Consider the following 19,128-nt stretch of genomic DNA (forward strand, 5'->3'; position numbering starts at 1 on the left):
ATGCCGCTCACCGCCTCGACCTACGGCAAGGGCCGCGTCCGGGTCATGCGGTTGACCCGCGCGGGCGACCACCACACCCCGCGCGAGCTCACCCTCACCGTGCTGATGAAGGGCGCCTTCGACGCCGCCTGGACGGCGGGCGACAACCGCGCCTGCGTCGCCACCGACAGCGTCAAGAACATCGTCAACGTCACCGCGGCCAAGAACCTGTCCCTCGACAAGGAGGGCTTCGTTGAGGCGGTCGCCGCCGTGTTCCTCGAGACCTACCCGCAGATCGAGGAGGTCACGATCGAGGGGCAGGAGACGCGCTGGCTCCGGCACGCCATCGGGCCCGAGCCGCACGGCCACACCTTCACGCTCGACGGCAACGGCACCGGATTCGTCCGGCTCGTGGCGAGCCGCGGTGCGAGGGTGCTGCAATCGGGCCTGCGCGACTTCACCTTCATGAAGACCACGCAATCGGGCTGGTCCGACTTCGTCGACGACGGCTACCGCACCCTGCCCGACACCACCGACCGCATCGCCGCCACCGCCATGGACGCGACCTGGACCTGGACGCGGGCGCCGGCCGACTACGCCACCGCCAACGCCGAAATCCTCGCGCGGCTGCTCGCGGTGTTCGGCACCACCTACAGCTTCGGCGTGCAGGACAGCATGTACCGGATGGGCGAGGCGGCCCTGGCCGCGATCCCGGAGATCGCCGAGATCGGCTTCGCGATGCCGAACAAGCATTACATCCCGATCAACCTCGCGCCGTTCGGCCTGGAGAACGCCAACGCGGTGTTCCTGCCCACCGACGAGCCGCACGGACAGATCGTGGCGACGATCGCCCGAGGGTAGAATTCCGCGCGTCGGGTGCCGAACCGCACGCTCTGGGAAAGAGGCGTGCCAAGTGCCGAATCTGCGGGCATGCGGCACTGCATCATCGGTTAAGACCCTGATTGGGAACGGATTTTTCGGCTATCTTCGTTGCCGCCGACCCACCGCGAGGCGCCCGCCCGCGGTATTGGCGAAAAATACGACCAAAACTTCAGCATTCGCAGCCCTTTCCAAAGGCAGCTCTGGTGAAAATCTAGGATCGATAAGATCGGCCGCCGTGGGCGGCCGACCGGACTCGAACCTCGGACGCCTCCCATGACCGCACGCCTGATCCTCGGCACCGCCCTCGGCCTCGCCCTCTCCACCACCGCCTTCGCGCAGAGCTTCACCGCCCCCGCCGGCATCCCGGCCGCCCTCGCGCCCGGCGGCCTCGAAGGCCGTGCCGCCGTCCCGAACGCTCTCGACGCCGCCGGCCACGCCCCGCGCGGCTACGGGCGCGACGTCTACGGCGCCGACGACGGCCTCGTCACCGGATCGCTGCGCGACGCCCGCGACGCGCGGGCCTATCGCGGCCGCTAAGGTCGGCCTCGAACGCCGCCGCGACCTTTGCCGAAAAGAGTCGCAGCGGCAGGACTGATTTTGAGCGACGAGGCCGATCCGATCGCGGGTCGCGCTCAGCCGCCGCGACGGCGGCGATGCCGAAAATCTCGGCTTCGCCGGTGTTGCGGCCAAGCCTAGACTTCGCCCCGCAATCGGGACGGAGCAGGCGGCCTTGGCAGATCACGCGGCAGACCATTCGCTTTCGCGCAGGCATCTCCTCGGGGGCGCCGCCGCCCTCGCGCTGGCGCCGCTGTCCCGGGCTCGCGCGGCCGGCACGCTCACCGCCGGCTTCATCTATGTCGGGCCGAAGGACGATTACGGCTACAACCAGGCCCACGCTCTCGCCGCCAAGGCCTTGAAGGGCATGCCCGGGCTCGAGGTCACGGAGGAGGAGCGCGTCCCCGAGACCAACGCCGTCGAGAAGACCATGGAGAGCATGATCGCCCTCGACGGGGCGAGCCTCCTGCTCCCGACCTCGTTCGGCTATTACAGCCCCTACATGGTCGCCGAGGCGAAGAAGAACCCCAAAATCCAGTTCCGCCATTGCGGCGGGCTGTGGACCGACAAGGACCCGAAGAACGCCGGCTCCTACTTCGGCTACATCGCGCAGGGGCAGTATCTCAACGGGATCGTGGCCGGCCACGCCACCAAGTCGAAGAAGGTCGGCTTCGTCGCCGCCAAGCCGATCCCGCAGGTCCTGAACAACATCAACGCCTTCCTGCTCGGTGCGCAGAGCGTCGACCCTTCGATCACCTGCCAGGTGATCTTCACCGGCGAGTGGTCGCTCGCGGTCAAGGAGGCTGAGGCCACCAACGCGCTGATCGACGGCGGCGCCGACGTCATCACCTGCCACGTCGACAGCCCGAAGGTGACGGTGGAGACCGCCGCGCGCCGGGGCGCCTTCGTCTGCGGCTACCACGTCGACCAGTCGCCGCTGGCGCCGCAGAAGTACCTCACCGGGGCCGAGTGGAACTGGCTGCCGATCTACAAGGGCTTCGTCGAGGCGATGCAGGCCGGGAAGGTGCCGGAGAACTTCGTCCGCGGCGGCCTCGCCGACGGCTACGTCAAGATGAGCCCCTACGGCCCCGGCGTGAGCGATGCGGCGCGAAAGAACGCGGACGCGGTCAAGGCCGAGATGATGAAGGGCGGCTACCAGATCATCAAAGGCCCGCTCAAGGACAATGCCGGCAAGGAGATCCTCGCCGCCGGCCAGGGCTACCCCGAGAAGGCGCCCGAGCTGGAAAGTACGAACTACCTCGTCGCGGGCGTGAAGGGCTCGGTCTGAGGGATCGTTTCCCGCGCCCGCGGAGGCGACACGATTCACACCTCGCCGCGTCTGGCGGTTCGCTTTGCGCGCATCCCCTTTCCCGCGCGGGGAGAGGGCTTTGCCGACCTCGTCGTCGGAAAAGCGAGGCGGCAGCCGACGGTGAGGGGGCCGAGCCGAAGGAGGCTCCTCCGTCGGCACCCCCCTCACCTCCGCTTCGGCTTCGCCTTTCGCTCCCCGGCTGCACGACGGGGTGCCGCCGGGCCTCTTCCCGCCCGCGGGGAGAGGGGGGGACCCGCGCGTGATCCGATGCCGTGACGAAATCGGCGAGGTGGGTAGCCCCTGCGTGAGAGGAAGCGGACGGCCTTCGATCCGACGGGGTCGGAGAAGCTGGCACGCTTCCTGCCGCAGGGTTTGCGGGATCGTGGAACCGAAGGACGGTGCGGGATGGTCGCGGACGCCGCTGTGGCACCGGTCGAGGTGATCGAGGGCCCTTCCCGGGGCCTCCAGGTCCGCGCCTGGCTGGCGCGGCGCTCGGAGGCGTTCCTGATCCCGGTCGGCGCGGCGCTCGCCGGCTTCGTGCTGTTCGGCCTGTTCCTGGCGGCGCTCGGCAAGTCGCCGCTCCAGTTCGTCGACATCGTCTATCGCGGCGGCTTCGGCTCGCCCTTCGCCCTCGGCAACAGCCTGCAGCGCGCCGCGCCCCTGCTGTTCGCCGCGCTCTGCGTCGCGCTGCCCGCCCGCCTCGGGCTCGTGGTGATCGGCGGGGAGGGGGCGATCGTGCTCGGCGGCCTCGGCGCGGCGGCGGCGGCCCAGCCGCTGGCCGCGTTGCCGCCCGCGCTCGCGATTCCGCTGATGGCGCTCGCCGCCGCCCTCGTCGGCGCGGTCTGGATCGGGGCCGTCGGCTTCCTTCAGGCCTATCGCGGCGTCAACGCCACCATCGCGAGCCTGCTCCTGTCCTATATCGCCATCGCGCTCTCCAACCACCTGATCGAAGGCTGGCTGCGCGATCCGGCGAGCCTCAACAAGCCCTCGACGTTGCCCGTCGGCGACGCCTTCATGCTGGCGCCGATGCCGGGGATCGGGGTGCATTGGGGCCTCGGGGTCGGCGTCCTGTCCTGCCTCGTCGCCTACGTGCTGATGGACCGCACGACGCTGGGCTTCGCCGCGCGGATCGCCGGCGGGAACGTGCGCGCGGCCCAGATCCAGGGCCTGCCGGTCGGGCGCCTGATCGTCGGCTTCACCGCGCTCGGTGGCGCCTTCGCGGCGTTGGCCGGGTTCTTCGAGGTGGTCGCGGTGCAGGGGACCGCCAACGGGACGCTGGCGGCCGGCTACGGCTACACCGGCATCCTCGTCGCGTTCCTCGCCCGCCAGAACCCGATCGCGATCATGCCGGTCGCGTTCCTGCTCGGTGGGATCGAGGCGTCGAGCGGGCTGATCCAGCGCCGGATGCAGCTGCCCGACGCCACCGTGCTGGTGCTCGAAGGGCTGCTGTTCCTCGTGGTGCTGGCCAGCGAGACGCTCTACGGGCGCCTGCACCTGTTCAGCCCGCACCTGTGGGCGACCAAGCGCGCGGTCGCCGCCCTGCCGGCGGGGGCGCCGGCATGACCACGGCGGGGAGCATGCGATGAACGGCGACCTCGGGCTCTGGAGCGTCCTGATCGCGGTGGTCGGCGGCGCGATCCGCGTCTCGACGCCGTTCCTGTTCGTCAGCCTCGGCGAGACCATCACCGAGCGCTCGGGGCGGATCAACCTCGGGCTTGAAGGCACCCTCGTGTTCGGCGCCATGTCGGCCTACGCCACCGCCGTGCTCACCGGCTCGCCCTGGGCCGGCGTCGCGGTGGCCGGCCTGGCCGGCGGCGCCTTCGGGCTGCTGCACGGGTTCGTCTGCCGCCTACCGCGGGTCAACGACGTGGCGGTCGGCATCGCGCTGATGCTGTTCGGCACCGGGCTGGCCTTCTTCTTCGGCAAGGCCTTCATCCAGCCCTCCGCCCCGCCGCTGCCGGCGATCCCGTTCGGGTTCTGGTCGGACGTGCCGCAGATCCAGGCGGCGTTGCGCGTCAACGTGCTGTTCCTGGCGGGCGCCGCGCTCTCCGTGTTCCTGTGGTGGGCGTTCCGCAACACCAAGGCCGGGCTGATCGTGCGCGTCGTCGGCGACAGCGCCGACGCGGCGCGCGCCATGGGCTACGACGTCGACCGCGTGCGCCTCTACGCGACGGCCGCCGGCGGCGTGCTCGCCGGGATCGGCGGCGCCTACCTGTCGTTGTACTATCCGGGCTCGTGGAACGAGGGGATCTCGTCGGGCCAGGGGCTGATGGCGGTGGCGCTCGTCATCTTCGCCCGCTGGAACCCGCTCGCGTGCTTCGCCGCCGCCCTGCTGTTCGGCGGCGCCGGGGCGCTCGGCCCGGCGCTGCAATCGGTCGGCGTCACGCAGGGCTACTACCTGTACTACGCAGCCCCCTACGTCCTCACGCTCGCCCTGCTGATCGCCACCTCGTCGCCCGACCGGGCGCTGACCGGCGCGCCGGGCGAGCTCTCCCTCTCGAAATAGGGTTTCTCATGAATGGTCTCGGCGGCCTGAACAAATCCCCGAACGGCGTCGTCCTCGGCCTGGTGCAGCTCAAGCTGCCGCGGATCGAGACGCCGGCCGACCTGGCGGCGCAGACCGACCGGATCGTCGCGATGGTGGCCAAGGCGCGGGCGAACCTCGCGACGATGGACCTCGTGGTGTTCCCCGAATACGCACTCCACGGCCTCTCGATGGACACGCGGCCCGAGCTGATGTGCCGGATGGACGGGCCGGAGGTGGCAGCCTTCCGCAAGGCCTGCGTCGACAACCGGATCTGGGGTTGCTTCTCCATCATGGAGTTCAACCCGCACGGCGCGCCATACAACACCGGCCTGGTCGTCGACGATACCGGCGCGGTGAAGCTGTACTACCGCAAGATGCACCCCTGGGTGCCGGTGGAGCCGTGGGAGCCGGGCGACCTCGGCATCCCGGTGATCGACGGTCCGAAGGGCGCCAAGCTCGCGCTGATCATCTGCCACGACGGCATGTTCCCGGAGATGGCGCGCGAATGCGCCTACAAGGGCGCCGAGATCATGATCCGCACGGCCGGCTACACCGCGCCGATCCGCGAATCCTGGCGCTTCACCAACCAGTCGAACGCCTTCTGCAACCTGATGGTCACCGCCAACGTCTGCCTGTGCGGCTCGGACGGCACCTTCGACTCGATGGGCGAGGGCATGGTCTGCAACTTCGACGGGGCGATCCTCGCCCACGGCACCACCGGCCGCGTCGACGAGATCATCACCGCGGAGGTCCGGCCCGACCTCGTGCGCGAGGCCCGCATCCACTGGGGCGTCGAGAACAACATCTACCAGCTCGGCCACCGCGGCTACACGGCGGTGAAGGGCGGCGCGCAGGATTGCCCCTACACCTACATGCACGACCTCGCGGCCGGCCGGTACAGGGTGCCCTGGGAGGACCAGGTCCGGACCGTGGACGGCACCGCCTGCGGCTTCCCCGCGCCGACCCGCTCCTACGGCGCCGGGCAGACGAGCCCGAACGCATCCGCCGCGCGGGAGGCGGCCGAGTGAGGGCCTCAGCCCTTCTTCAGCGCCGCCATCATCTCGCGGCGCAGGATCGCGTTGATGCGCGTCTGGTAGCCCCGCCCGGGCGCGCGCAGCCACGCCAGCACGTCGGCATCGATCCGCACCGTCGTGGAGGTCTTCACCGGCCGGTAGAACGGGTTGCGCACGGCGTTCGCCCAGAACGCCTCGGTCAGGGGCGGGATGTCGCCGTCGTCGATCGCCTCGTCCGGCATCGCCGCGCGTGCCTTAAGCTCCGTCTTCTGCGTCTCGGTGAGGGGCGGCGGGTTGGCGAGGTCGATCTCGTAGCTAACAAGCTTCGTCTTCATAGCTTCGCCTTTCCGAACGATCGGCCTTGCGGGCGGAGATGATGCGGACGACCTCGATCTCCTCGCCGGCTTCGGTCGCCTCACGGATCGTGTGGACGACGACGAGCACCCGGATCGCGTCCGCCATCCCGACGATCCGCCACCGCAGCTCCCGATCTTCGATCCGATCCGCCGAGGTGATCGCGAACGGGTCCGTGAAGACGCGCGCTGCCGTCTCGAACCGCACCCCATGCCTGCGCAGCTTGGACGCGGCCTTGTCGGGATCCCATTCGAAGCGCGTCGTCACGTCGAAATTGTCACGACAAAGCGGTTCGGCAAGCCAGTGCCCTGAGGCATCGTCATGAGCTTCGATCGTCCTCCTTCCGCCGACGCACGGCCCGGCACCACCATCCCCGCCGAGCCCTACCCCTGGCCCTACGACGGCGACCTGCGGCCGTCGAATACGGCGCTGGTCATCATCGACATGCAGACGGATTTCTGCGGGGCGGGCGGCTACGTCGACGCGATGGGCTACGACCTGTCGCTGACCCGGGCGCCGATCGCGCCGATCGCCCGCCTGCTCGCCGCGATGCGCAGCCGCGACTACCTGGTCGTCCACACCCGCGAGGGCCATCGGCCCGACCTCTCCGACCTGCCGGAGAACAAGCGCTGGCGCTCGCGCCGGATCGGCGCCGGCATCGGCGACCCCGGGCCCTGCGGCAAGATCCTGGTGCGCGGCGAACCCGGGTGGGAGATCGTCCCCGAACTCGCGCCGCTGTCCGGCGAGGTGGTGATCGACAAGCCCGGCAAGGGCGCGTTCTGCGCCACCGACCTCGAGCTGGTCCTGCGCACCCGCGGCATCCGCAACCTCGTGCTCACCGGCATCACCACCGACGTCTGCGTCTCCACCACCATGCGGGAGGCCAACGACCGCGGCTTCGAATGCGTGGTGCTGGGCGACGCCTGCGGCGCCACCGATCCGCAGAACCACATGGCGGCGCTCCGCATGGTGACGATGCAGGGCGGCGTGTTCGGCGCGGTCTCCGACACCGACGCCGTGATCGCGGCCGTGACCGCGCAGGCGGCCGCATGAGCACGCGCCGCGCCGTCGTCCACCGCATCGCCGTCGCCGCCCCCGACGACGTCTCCGGCCTGGAACGCGCGATCGCGGAGGGCCGGATCGTGCCGGGCGCCGTCGTCGCCATCTTCGGCAAGACCGAGGGCAACGGCCTGGTCAACGACTGGACCCGTGGGCTCGCCGCCCGCGCGCTCCGCGACCTGCTCCGACGGCATGCCGGCGAGGCGGCCGCCGAGCGGGTCTGCTTGGTGATGTCCGGCGGCACCGAGGGCGGTCTGTCCCCGCACCTGACGGTCTTCGAGGTGCGCGAGGCGGACGAACCCGCCGAGCCCGGCGCCCTCGCCATCGGCCACGCCCACACCGCCGACCTGGCGCCCGAAGAGGTCGGGCGCCTGGCCCAGGTCGAGTCGGTGGCCGAGGGCGTGCGCGCGGCGATGCGCGACGCCGGCATCGCCGACCCGGCCGACGTGCAGTTCGTCCAGGTGAAGTGCCCGCTCCTCACCTCGGAGCGGATCGCCGCAGCGCGCGGCCGGGGCGCGGATTGCGCCACCGCCGACACGCTGAAATCCATGGGCCTGTCGCGCGCCGCCGCCTCGCTGGGCATCGCCACGGCGTTGGGCGAGGTCGGCGCGCTGGAGGAGGGCGCGATCGGCCGGGATTTTGCGCTCGCTTCCTCGCGCGCCTCGGCGTCGGCCGGCGTCGAGCTGATGGGCCACGAGATCGTCGTGCTCGGGCGCGGCGCCGGCTGGTCCGGCCCGCTGCGGATCGACCACGCCACCATGGCGGACGCCCTCGACGTCGAGCCGGTGCGGGCCGCGCTGGCCCGGCTCGGCCTCGGCGCGGCCGGACAGCTGGCGCCGGCGCAGCGCGAACGGCTCGTGGCGCTGCTGGCCAAGGCCGAGGCCCCGTCGGACGGGCGCCTGCGCGGGCGTCGCACCACCATGCTCACCGATTCCGACCTCGCCGCGACCCGCCACGCCCGCGGCTTCGTCGGCGGGGTGCTCGCCGGCCTCGTCGGCCACGCCGAACTCTACGTCTCGGGCGGCGCCGAGCATCAGGGACCGGATGGCGGCGGCCCCGTCGCGATCATCGCCCACGCGCCGTGAGAGGCCGCCCATGACGTCGCCAGCCCCGGTCCCGATGCCCGTCCCGCCGCGCGCCATCGGCGTCGAGACCGTCGGCATGACGAAGCGCTTCGGCGCCTTCGCCGCCCTCGACGACGTGTCGATGAAGATCGCGGCCGGCGGCTTCCACGCGCTGCTCGGCGAGAACGGCGCCGGCAAGTCGACCTTGGTGAAGTGCGTGATGGGCTTCTACGCCCCGAGTGCCGGCACGGTGCTGGTCGACGGCCGCGAGGCCGAGATCACCAACCCGAAGGGCGCGCAGGGGCGCGGACTCGGCATGGTCTACCAGCACTTCACGCTGGTGCCCTCGCTCACGGGAGCCGAGAACCTCGTCATCAGCCGCGCCGACGCGCCCTCCGTGATCGCCTGGGGCCGCGAGCGCGCGCGGCTCTCCGCCTTCATGGCCGGCATGCCGTTCCGGCTGAACCTCGACCGGCCGGTGGCGGAGCTGGCGGCGGGCGAGAAGCAGAAGCTCGAGATCGTCAAGCAGCTCTATCTCGAAGCCCGCTTCCTGATCCTCGACGAGCCGACCTCGGTCTTGACGCCGGCCGAGGCCGAGGAGGTGCTGGGGCTGCTCCGCGCGATGACCGATCGCGGCGACCTCACCGTGCTGATGATCAGCCACAAGTTCCGCGAGGTCGAGACCTTCGCCCGGAGCCTGAGCGTGCTCCGGCGCGGGAAGCTCGTGGGCGGCGGCGCGGTCGGCGAACTCTCCCGCGACGACATGGCGGCGATGATGATGGGCGAGCGCAAGGTGCGCGTGCCGGCCGCCCGCGTCGGCGCGCCCGACGAAGCCCGCGAGGTCCTGCGCATCGCGGGCGTCACCGCCACCGACGCCTCGGGCCTGCGCCACATCGCGATCGACGCGCTCAGCGTTCGCGCCCGCGAGGTCGTCGGCATCGCCGGCGTCTCGGGCAACGGCCAGAAGGAGCTGGCCGACGTGCTCGGCGGGCAGGTCCGCGCCACCGGCGGCCGGGTGGTGGTGGCCGGCGCGCCCTATGCCGGCACCCGCGCCGAGAGCCGCGCGCGAAAAGTCCGGTTCATCCCGGAGGAGCCGCTGCGCAACGCCTGCGCGCCGCGGATGTCGGTGGTCGAGAACCTGGGCTTTCGCGCCTTCGACCGGCGCGGCGACGACCCCACGGCCAAGCCGACCTTCTGGCTCGACCGGGGGGCGATGGCCCGGCGCGGACGCGACCTGATCGAGCGGTTCAAGGTGAAGACCGCCTCCTCGGAGGCGCCGATCGCCACCCTGTCCGGCGGCAACGTGCAGCGGGCGGTGCTCGCCCGCGAGCTGACCGACCCGGTCGACCTGCTGATCGTGGTCAACCCGTGCTTCGGCCTCGATTTCTCCGCCGTCTCGGAGATCCGCAACCGGATCGTGGCCGCGCGCAACGCCGGCGCCGCGGTGCTGCTGATCAGCGAAGACCTCGACGAGATCCTGGAGCTGTCCGACCGCATCGTGGTGATGTCGGAGGGCCGCCTCGTCTACGAGACGCCGGCCGCCACCGCCGAGGTGGCCACGATCGGCCGCCACATGGCCGGGCACCACTGAGGTCGGGCGTCCGACAGGGACTGGGTGTCCGGCCACAAGCCCCTCGGGATCAGGGGGCGCGTAGCTGCGCGCGAAGGAATCCTCCAGCGATCGCGCGACAGCGAGGTGTTCGGATGCCGGCGCTTCGTGGAGCGGGCCGAAGGCTGACGCCCGACTGCATCCCTCGCGCGTGACGGTCTCGTGCGGGTGCCGCATCGCGACATCGCGACCGGAGCAAAGGCGCCAGATCCGAGTTCCCTTCCGTCGAGACGGCGCCGCGCCTGCATCCGGGCCGAATTCCGGCAGGATGCGAACAGCTCGATTCGGAAGGACGCATGGCGCAGGGCACGGATCTCACCGGCGAAGCGTGGACGCTCGCGAGCTTCACCGCGGCGATCCATCGGGGCGGCGTCGGCCTCTGGGCGTGGTCGCCGGAGCGGCGCCTCGCCCAGCTCGACGAACTCTGCCGCGCGTTCTGGGAGACGACGGAGCCGGTGGTCGGCATCGACGCCCTCTTCGCGCGGGTGAACGCCGAGGACCGCCCCGCGATGATGCGGGACTGGGCGGCGAGCGCCGTCGACCCGCACGCCTACAGCTTCGACTTCCGCATCGGCGAGGGCGCCGACGCGCGCTGGATCTCGGCGCGCGGCGTCGGCGGCGAGGCCGGCCGGGTCGGCGAATGGGTCCAGGCCATCTTCCTCGACATCACCGACCGCAAGCGGGCCGAGGAGGCCGAGCGGCTGCTGACCGCCGAGCTCGCCCACCGCGTCTCGAACATGTTCACGGTCGCCCGCGCGCTCACCGCCATCGTCGCAAGGGAGGCGACCTCGACGCCGAACTTCGCCGAGGACCTGTCGCAGCGCTTCGGCGTGCTGCACGAGGCGACCGCCCTGGCGATGCGCGCCAGTGGGGCCGACCAGGGCGACGTGCGCCTGCGCGACCTCGCCGAGCGCATCCTGGCGCCGTACCTGCGCGGCGCCGACATCACCGTGGACGTGGCGGACGCGGTCGTGGCGCCGCGCGACAAGGTCAACGACTACGCGATGATCTTCCACGAGCTCGCCACCAACTCCGCCAAGTACGGCGCGCTGGCGGGCGGCGGCACCCTCGACCTCGTGGCGCGGGTCGCCGACGACGTGCTGACGCTGGACTGGACCGAGGCCGGCGCGGCGTCCGGGATCACCAAGGCCGACGGCACCGGGTTCGGCTCGCGCCTTCTCAAGCAGACGATCGAGCGCAGCCTCGCCGGCCGCTTCGAGCGCACCATCGACGCCGCCGGGCTGCATTTCCGGATGGTGGTCCCGGCCCGGTGACGGGCCGGCGGCCGCGCCGCGCTCACCTCGCGACCGAACACGAAGGAGGGCGCCCGACTCGCGTCGGGCGCCCTCGAACGATGAACCTGTGCGGACGGGCGATGCCCGCCCGCGCGTCCGTTCGTCAGTAGCCGTAGGCCGGGTAGCCGTAGCCGTAGGCCGGGGCGTAACCGTAGGCCGGCGCGTAGCCGTAGCCGCCGTAATAGCCGACCGGGCGGCCGTAGCCGTATCCGCCGTAACCACCATAGCCGCCGTAGGAATTCGCGACGATCGCGCCGGCTGCGAGGCCGGCGATGCCGAGGCCGATGGCCGCGCCCGGGCCGATGCCGCGGCGGTAGCCGTAGCCGCGTCCGTATCCGCCGTAGCCACGGTATCCGCCGTAGCCGCCGCGGAAGCCGACGCCGCGATAGCCGTAGCCGCCGTGACCGTAGCCGCCGCCGTAACCCCAGCCGCGGGCCTCGGCGGGCGCCGACGCCAGCAGGCCGAGGCCGAGCAGCGCGGTGGAAGCGAGTGCGAGCTTGCGCATTCGAGTTCTCCTGTCGTGATGCGTATGGGACCTAAAACACCTTCGGCCCGATCGCGTTCCAACAGGGGATGATCGTTCGCTGCGTCGCAGCGTCCGGCGATGGAAATCCGACGCCGGGTGCCAGGAGTTCCTGCTCCTTCTCGGATGGTCCGGCGTGGAGGCCGGGCATCGGTTTCCGACCGCTCGGGATCGGCCTGCGGCGACCGTCCGCGATGCCCCCTGCGCCCCCCGCGTTGACCGGAGGCGATCGCCTGACGCATGAAGGCCGGCGGCATCACGGGCGTCCGGACGGGCGCTCCGCCGTCGCCGCGGACCGTTCGCGAACGGGTGTTCCGGGGCGGCGAGCCTCCCGGAACATGTCCCTGGAAATGGACGGCATGGACGACGAGATCGAGCGCCTGCGCAGCGAGAACCGGAGACTCGAGGCCGAAGTCGCGCGCCTGCGCGAGCGCAACGCCGCGCATGTGCGCCTGCCGCAGGAGGGCCAGCGCACCTCCGGGGCGGACGTCGACCTGCTGTTCACGGCGGCGGAGAAGACCCGCATGCCGCAGATCGTCACCGACCCGAACCTGCCGGACAACCCGATCGTGTTCGCCAACCGGGCGTTCCAGGTCCTGTGCGGCTACTCGGCCGAGGAGCTGATCGGCCGCAACTGCCGCTTCCTGCAGGGGCCGGACACCGACCCGTCCGACATCGCCAAGGTGCGCGACGCCATCGCCGCGCGGCGCGACGTGGTCGTCGAGATCCTGAACTACCGCCGCGACGGCTCGACCTTCCGCAACGAGCTCTACGTCAGCCCGGTCTTCACCCCCGAGGGCCACCTGCGCTACTTCTTCGCGAGCCAGCTCGACGTCACCCGGTTCCGCACCGAGGAGGGCATGCTCGCCGAGAGCGAGGCGCGCTACCGCACCCTGTTCAACGCGCTCGACGCCGGCTTCTGCGTGATCGAGCTGCGGTTCGACGCCGACGGCCGCGCGGTCGACTACCGCTTCGTCGAGGCCAACCCCGCCTTCTCGCGCCACACCGGCCTCGACGACGTGGTCGGCAAGTGGGTGAGCGAGGTGGTGCCCGACCTCGAGCGGAGCTGGCTCGACACCTACGGAAAGGTCGCCCTGACCGGCCGGGCCGTCCGCTTCGAGAGCGGGGTCGTCGCGCTCGGCCGCTGGTTCGAGGTCCAGGCCCTGCGCATCGGCGATCCCGTGCAGCACCGCGTCGCCCTGCTGTTCAACGACGTGACCGACCGGCAGAAGGCCGAGAGCGTCCTGCGCGACACCGCCCGCGACCGGACCACGGAGCGCGACCTGGTCTGGCGGGCCAGCCGCGACCTCCTCGTGGTCTGCGGCTTCGACGGCCTCTACCGCTCGGTCAACCCGGCCTGGAACGGGATGCTGGGCTGGTCCGCCTTCGAGCTCGTGCGCACCTCGTTCAGCGACTACGTCCACCCCGAGGACAAGGCGGCCGCCTCCGCCGCCTTCGAGCAGCTGCGCGCCGGCCAGGTGCTGGACAGCCTCGACGTGCGCATGCTCACCGCCGACGGCGGCTACCGCTGGGTGTCGTGGAACGCGATCCCGCAGGAGGACCACTTCTACGGCGCCGGCCGCGACGTCACCGAGCGCCGCGCCCTGGAGGAGCAGCTGCGCCAGTCGCAGAAGCTCGAGGCGGTCGGCCAGCTCACCGGCGGCGTCGCGCACGACTTCAACAACCTGCTGACGGTGATCCGGTCCTCGACCGACCTGCTCAAGCGCCCCGACCTGCCGGAGGAGCGCCGCCAGCGCTACATCGGCGCGATCTCCGACACGGTCACCCGCGCCGCCAAGCTCACCGGGCAGCTGCTCGCCTTCGCCCGGCGCCAGTCCCTGACCCCGGAGGTGTTCGACGTCGGCCGCAGCGTCGCCTCGGTCGCCGACATGGTCGGCACGCTCACCGGCGCCCGCATCCGCGTGGTCACCGACGTCGCCGCCAACCGCGACGGGCGCGGCAACGAGGTGCCCTACCTGATCGACGCCGACCCGAGCCAGTTCGACACCGCGCTGGTCAACATGGCCATCAACGCCCGGGACGCGATGGACGGGGAGGGCCGCCTCGACATCAACGTCCGCCGCGCCTCCGCCATCCCGGCGGTGCGCGCCCATCCCCGCGTCGCCGGCGACTTCGTCGCCGTCTCGGTCCGCGACACCGGCACCGGCATCGCGACCGCCGACCTCGACCGGATCTTCGAGCCCTTCTACACCACCAAGGGCGTGGGCCAGGGCACCGGGCTCGGCCTGTCGCAGGTGTTCGGCTTCGCCAAGCAGTCGGGCGGCGAGGTCGTGGTCGAGAGCACGCTGGGCGAGGGCACGACCTTCACCCTGTACCTGCCCCGCGAGGTCGGGCGCTCGGTGGCGGCCGAGGACGACGGCGAGCCCGAGCCCCTGGCCGACGGGCACGGCACCCGCGTCCTCGTGGTCGAGGACAACCAGGAGGTCGGCTCCTTCGCCACCCAGGCCTTGCGCGAGCTCGGCTACGAGACCGTGTGGGCGATGAGCGCGGAGGAGGCCCTGACGGTGCTCTCCGCGTCCCCGCGCTTCGACGTGGTGTTCTCCGACGTGGTGATGCCGGGGATGAACGGCATCGACATGGCGCGGGAGATCCGCCACCGCCAAGCCGGCCTGCCGGTCGTGCTCGCCTCCGGCTACAGCCACGTCATCGCCGAGCAGGGCACCCACGGCTTCCCGCTCCTGAAGAAGCCCTACTCGGTGGAGGACCTGTCCCGCACCCTGCGGCGGGCGGTCAACCGCGCCGGCGCGGCGGGGCCCTGATCCGTCCACCATGAGCCCCGCATGCCCCGCCGCATCCTGATCACCGGCGCCAGCGTCGCCGGCAACACCGCGGCGTGGTGGCTGGGGCGCTCCGGCTTCGACGTCACCGTCGTCGAGCGGGCGCCGGACTTCCGGGACGGCGGCCAGAACGTCGACGTCCGCGGGGTCGGGCGCGCGGTCCTGCGCCGCATGGGCCTGGAGCAGATCGCCCTCGCGCAGGGCACCGGCGAGGAGGGCACCGCCTGGGTCGACGGGCAGGGCCGGGCGGTCGCGGCCTTCCGGATGGATCCGAGCCTCGGCGACGGCCCGACGGCGGAGATGGAGATCCTGCGCGGCGACCTCGCGCGGCTGCTCTACGAGCCCGCCCGGCAGCGCGCGACCTACCGCTTCGGCGACCGCGTGACCCGCATCGACGACGCGGCCGACGCCGTGACGGTGGGCTTCGCGAGCGGGGCGAGCGCGCGCTACGACGCGGTCCTGATCGCCGAGGGCGTCGGCTCGAGCACGCGCGAACTGGTCTTCCCCGGCGAGGCCGACCCGCGCTGGATGGACCTGACCATCGCCTACTTCACCATCCCGCGCATCGCGGGCGACGACCGGATGTGGCGCTGGTTCAACGCGCCGGGCGGGCGCGGCATCTCGCTGCGTCCCGACCAGCACGGCACCACGCGCGCGATGCTGACCCTGCGCCAGCCCCCGGGCGGCGAGCAGGATTGGGACGCCGCCCGGCAGAAGGCCTACCTGCGCGAACGCTTCGCCGACGCCGGCTGGCAGGCCGCGCGCGTCCTGTCCGGCCTCGACGCCACCGCGGACTTCTACTTCGACGTGCTGCGCCAGGTGCGGATGCCGCGGTGGTCCGGCGGCCGCGTGGCGGTCACCGGAGACGCGGCCTGGTGCGCCACGCCGCTCGCCGGCATCGGCACGACGCTGGCCGTCACAGGCGCCTACGTCCTCGCCGCGGAGCTGGCCGCCGCCGACGACGTCGCCGCGGCCTTCGCCGCCTACGAGCGCGCGATGCGCCCGATGGTCGAGGACGGGCAGGGCGTGCCCAAGATCGCGCCGAAGCTGATGAACCCGAACACCCGCCTCGGCATCCGCCTGCTCCACGGCGCCCTGCGCATCGCGAGCACCAAGCCCGCCCGCCGCCTGGCTGCGCGCTTCACCGCCGGCCGCGCCAAGGAGCCGGACCTGAGCCGGTATCCGGTGCCGGAGGTGTGACACGGCCTCCGCGCGATCGAAGCGGAGGCCGCCTCTTCCGCGCGATCAATATTCGAGGGCGATCTTGCCGAAGTGATCGCCGGCCTGCTGCAGGCGGAAGGCCTCGGCGATGTCGTCCAGCGGGAAGCTGCGGTCGATCACCGGACGCAGGCCCGTCGCCTCCAGGCCGCGGATCATCTGCTGCTGGAGGCGGCGGCTGCCGACGATCAGGCCCTGAAGCCTCTGCTGGCGTGCCATCAGCGCCGCGGTCGGCACCGGGCCGGCCGGCCCGGTGAGCACGCCGATCAGCGCGATGTGGCCGCCGACCCGTGCCGCCACGATCGACTCGGCGAGCGTGCCGGCACCGCCGACCTCGACCACGTGGTCGACGCCGCGCCCGCCGGTCAGGTCGCGCACCGCCATGCCCCAGTCGGGCCGGGTGCGATAGTTGACGAGGTGGTCCGCCCCAAGCCCGCGGGCGCGTTCCAGCTTCGCGTCGGAGGACGAGGTGGCGATGACGGTCGCCCCCATCGCCTTGGCGATCTGGAGCGCGAAGATCGACACGCCGCCGGTGCCGAGCACCAGCACGCTGTCGCCCTCCTTGAGACCGCCATTCGCCACCAGCGCCCGCCAGGCCGTCAACCCAGCGGTGGTCAACGTCGCCGCCTCCGCGTGGCTGTAGCCGGCCGGCGCGCGGGTGAAGCCGCTGGCCGGCGCGACCACGACCTCGCGGGCGTAGCCGTCCACGCCGTCGCCCGGCGTGGTCGAGAAGTCGGCGACCGTGGGCTCGCCGTCGATCCAGTGCGGGAAGAACGTCGAGACGACGCGGTCTCCCACCGACAGGTCGGCGACGCCCGCGCCCACGGCCTCGACGATCCCGGCGCCGTCGGACATCGGCACGCGCCCGGGGGCGGTCTTCATGCGCCCGGTGACGACGGCGAGGTCGTGGAAGTTGAGCGAGCTGGCATGGATGCGCACGCGCACCTCGCCGGCCCCGGGCGCACCGGGATCGAGGCCGTCGACGATCGAGAGCCCGTCGAGGCCGAGCGCGCCGCCACAGGTGATGGTCTTCATCGAAACGTTTTCCTTCTTCAGGCGGCCGGCAGGGCGTCGCGGACCGCTTGCGCCAGCGGGGTGGTCGGGCGGCCGATCAGCCGGGAGAGCTGGCGGCCGTCGTCGAACAACGCGCCCTGCGAGGCGTCGACGTCCCAGGCGGCGAGCCCTTCGGCGAAGGCGTCGGGGATGCCGGCGCCCTTGAGGATGCCGGCATAGGTGTCCTGCGGCAGGTTCTGGTAGGGGATCGCGCGCCCGGCCGCCTTCGACAGCTCGGCGGCGAGATCGGAAAGCGTCACGGCGTCGTCGCCGGCGAGCTCGTAGGTGCGGCCTTCATGACCCTGGCCGGTCAACACCGCGACCGCGGCGTCGGCGTAGTCGGCGCGTGACGCCAGGGACAGCTTGCCGTCGCCGGCGCTGCCGACGAAGGCGCCGTTGGCGAGCGCCGGCGGGATCGAGGCGGTGTAGTTCTCGACGTACCAGCCGTTGCGCAGGATCGTGGCGGGGATGCCGGACGCGGCCAGATCCGCCTCGGTCGCGCGATGCTCCTCGGCCAGGCTGATCGGCGAGCGGTCCGCGTGCAGGATGCTGGTGTAGACGATGCGCCCGACGCCGGCACGCTTGGCGGCCTCAATGACGTTGCGGTGCTGCACGGCGCGCTGGCCGACCTCGCTCGACGAGATCAGCAGCAGCGTCTCCACGCCCTCCAGGGCGGCGGCCATCGTGTCGGGCTTGGCGTAGTCGAAGGCGCGGGCGGCGACGCCGAGGCCGGCCGCCTTGCCGGGCGAGCGGACGAGCGCGACGACGGCGTCGGCGGGAACCTCGGCCTTCAGGCGCTCGATCACGAGGCGCCCGAGCTGGCCGGTGGCACCGGTCACGGCGATGGTCATGGGTGTTCTCCGTCTTGGATCAGTTGGATCGGACGCGGGTCCGGCGTCGGCGGAGGTCCTCCGGGAGGAGGCCCGGTTCGGGGGCGCCGCCTGTCGCAAGCCGGGATATGGACCTTGCCGTCCGATGCGATAATCGACAATGTATGACGATCTGCTCACACCAGGAGTACGAGGTCGTGGCCGATCGTCTGACCGGCATGGAGGTGTTCGTCCGCGTGGTCCGCCTCGGCGGCATCTCGGCCGCCGCGCGCGAGCTGCGCATGTCCGCGGCCATGGCGACGAAGCACATCGATGCGCTGGAGGCGCGGCTGGGCACCGCGCTGGTCCATCGCACGACGCGGCGGGTCTCGCCGACCGAGGCCGGCGCCGCCTACCTGGAACGCACCGAGCGCATCCTGGCCGAGATCGGCGAAGCGGAGGGCGAGGCGGCTTCGCGCGCCCTGGAGGTCGAGGGGCTGCTGCGGGTGAGCGCGCCCGCGACCTTCGGCGTCCTCCACCTCGCGCCGCTGCTACCCGCCTTCCATGCGCGCCATCCGCGGGTGACGGTCGAGTTCGGCTTCACCGACCGCTACGTCGACCTGCTCGAGGAGAAGTGGGACGTGGCGGTGCGCATCGGCCGGCTCGTCGACAGCAGCCTGGTCGCGCGCAAGCTCGCGCCGATGCGGATCGCGCTGTGCGGCGCCCCCGGCTACCTGCGCGAACGGGGGACGCCCCGGATCCTCGCGGACCTCACCGCCCACGATTGCCTGGGCTACACCATCGTCTCGCAGGCCGGCACCTCGACCTGGAGCTTCGGGCGCGGCGGGGAGGTCGTCGTCCCGGTGCGCGGCAGCATGCACGCCAACAACGGGGAGGCGCTGGTCCGCGCCGCGGCGGCCGGCCAGGGCCTCGTCTACGGGCCGCGCTTCGTCGCCGCGGCCGAGCTGTCGCGGGGCGCGCTGGTCGAGATCGACCTCGACGTGCCGACTATGGATCTCGGCTGGGTGCAGGCCTTGACCCACCCCACCCGCCGCCCGGCCGCCAAGACCCGAGCCTGGGT

18 protein-coding genes are annotated in these 19,128 nt (G+C 72.0%); 13 read left to right on the plus strand and 5 right to left on the minus strand.

The window, feature by feature from the left end; all coding sequences use genetic code 11:
• The 6 genes from pucL to FV226_RS14895 all read left to right on the plus strand — a co-directional run bounded on the left by pucL (position 1) and on the right by FV226_RS14895 (position 6,280).
• Positions 1-840: a factor-independent urate hydroxylase gene (pucL, locus tag FV226_RS14870; protein WP_147763519.1), complete on the plus strand. Its 840-nt coding sequence runs from the start codon at positions 1-3 to the stop codon at positions 838-840.
• A gap of 294 nt (positions 841-1,134) precedes the next feature.
• The gene (locus FV226_RS14875) at positions 1,135-1,398 is read left to right on the plus strand and encodes a hypothetical protein (RefSeq protein ID WP_187275275.1); all 264 of its coding nucleotides are present in this window, start codon (positions 1,135-1,137) and stop codon (positions 1,396-1,398) included.
• A 193-nt stretch (positions 1,399-1,591) separates the two neighbouring features.
• Positions 1,592-2,704, plus strand: a complete 1,113-nt coding sequence (locus tag FV226_RS14880; RefSeq protein ID WP_147763520.1) for a BMP family ABC transporter substrate-binding protein — start codon at positions 1,592-1,594, stop codon at positions 2,702-2,704.
• Between the two features lie 426 nt (positions 2,705-3,130).
• Positions 3,131-4,288 (plus strand): ABC transporter permease, encoded by a 1,158-nt coding sequence (locus FV226_RS14885; protein WP_147763521.1) that lies wholly within the window; start codon positions 3,131-3,133, stop codon positions 4,286-4,288.
• Positions 4,289-4,307: 19 nt separating this feature from the next.
• Positions 4,308-5,231, plus strand: a complete 924-nt coding sequence (locus FV226_RS14890; protein WP_147763522.1) for an ABC transporter permease — start codon at positions 4,308-4,310, stop codon at positions 5,229-5,231.
• 8 nt (positions 5,232-5,239) lie between these two features.
• Entirely contained in the window at positions 5,240-6,280 is a 1,041-nt protein-coding gene (locus FV226_RS14895; RefSeq protein WP_147763523.1) for a formamidase, read from the plus strand.
• A 5-nt stretch (positions 6,281-6,285) separates the two neighbouring features.
• Here the strand turns inward: FV226_RS14895 and FV226_RS14900 are convergent, their stop codons facing one another.
• Both FV226_RS14900 and FV226_RS14905 read right to left on the minus strand, forming a co-directional pair.
• On the minus strand, positions 6,286-6,600 hold the full coding sequence (locus tag FV226_RS14900) for a BrnA antitoxin family protein (protein ID WP_147763524.1): 315 nt from the start codon (positions 6,598-6,600) through the stop codon (positions 6,286-6,288).
• A complete protein-coding gene (locus FV226_RS14905) occupies positions 6,581-6,886 on the minus strand; it encodes a BrnT family toxin (RefSeq protein WP_147763525.1) in 306 nt (101 codons plus the stop codon). The genes FV226_RS14900 and FV226_RS14905 overlap by 20 nt, the downstream gene beginning before the upstream one ends.
• A gap of 54 nt (positions 6,887-6,940) precedes the next feature.
• Here FV226_RS14905 and FV226_RS14910 point away from each other — a divergent pair, with 54 nt between their 5' ends.
• From FV226_RS14910 to FV226_RS14925, 4 genes are all read left to right on the plus strand, one after another.
• Complete coding sequence (locus tag FV226_RS14910; protein WP_147763526.1) at positions 6,941-7,672, plus strand: isochorismatase family cysteine hydrolase; 732 nt, start codon at positions 6,941-6,943, stop codon at positions 7,670-7,672.
• The gene (locus tag FV226_RS14915) at positions 7,669-8,763 is read left to right on the plus strand and encodes a ring-opening amidohydrolase (RefSeq protein ID WP_147763527.1); all 1,095 of its coding nucleotides are present in this window, start codon (positions 7,669-7,671) and stop codon (positions 8,761-8,763) included. The genes FV226_RS14910 and FV226_RS14915 overlap by 4 nt, the downstream gene beginning before the upstream one ends.
• Positions 8,764-8,773: 10 nt before the next feature.
• Entirely contained in the window at positions 8,774-10,333 is a 1,560-nt protein-coding gene (locus FV226_RS14920) for an ABC transporter ATP-binding protein (protein ID WP_147763528.1), read from the plus strand.
• Positions 10,334-10,647: 314 nt separating this feature from the next.
• Complete coding sequence (locus tag FV226_RS14925; protein WP_147763529.1) at positions 10,648-11,625, plus strand: HWE histidine kinase domain-containing protein; 978 nt, start codon at positions 10,648-10,650, stop codon at positions 11,623-11,625.
• A 124-nt stretch (positions 11,626-11,749) separates the two neighbouring features.
• On the opposite strand, the gene FV226_RS14930 is transcribed toward FV226_RS14925, so the two are convergent.
• Entirely contained in the window at positions 11,750-12,151 is a 402-nt protein-coding gene (locus FV226_RS14930; RefSeq protein WP_147752133.1) for a hypothetical protein, read from the minus strand.
• Between the two features lie 377 nt (positions 12,152-12,528).
• On the opposite strand from FV226_RS14930, the gene FV226_RS14935 reads away from it, so the two are divergent.
• The gene (locus FV226_RS14935) at positions 12,529-14,949 is read left to right on the plus strand and encodes a PAS domain S-box protein (RefSeq protein WP_147763534.1); all 2,421 of its coding nucleotides are present in this window, start codon (positions 12,529-12,531) and stop codon (positions 14,947-14,949) included.
• 21 nt (positions 14,950-14,970) lie between these two features.
• Positions 14,971-16,167, plus strand: coding sequence for an FAD-dependent monooxygenase (locus FV226_RS14940; RefSeq protein ID WP_147763530.1), 1,197 nt, complete (start codon positions 14,971-14,973; stop codon positions 16,165-16,167).
• Positions 16,168-16,212: 45 nt separating this feature from the next.
• On the opposite strand, the gene FV226_RS14945 is transcribed toward FV226_RS14940, so the two are convergent.
• On the minus strand, positions 16,213-17,220 hold the full coding sequence (locus FV226_RS14945; RefSeq protein WP_147763531.1) for an NAD(P)-dependent alcohol dehydrogenase: 1,008 nt from the start codon (positions 17,218-17,220) through the stop codon (positions 16,213-16,215).
• 17 nt (positions 17,221-17,237) lie between these two features.
• Entirely contained in the window at positions 17,238-18,089 is an 852-nt protein-coding gene (locus tag FV226_RS14950) for an SDR family oxidoreductase (protein WP_147763532.1), read from the minus strand.
• Between the two features lie 176 nt (positions 18,090-18,265).
• Between FV226_RS14950 and FV226_RS14955 the strand changes: the two genes are divergently transcribed.
• Positions 18,266-19,128 (plus strand): LysR family transcriptional regulator (locus FV226_RS14955; RefSeq protein ID WP_147763533.1); only part of this gene is annotated, 863 nt, incomplete at its 3' end.

The sequence above is a fragment of the Methylobacterium sp. WL12 genome, from assembly GCF_008039475.1.
Taxonomy (GTDB): domain Bacteria; phylum Pseudomonadota; class Alphaproteobacteria; order Rhizobiales; family Beijerinckiaceae; genus Methylobacterium; species Methylobacterium cerastii.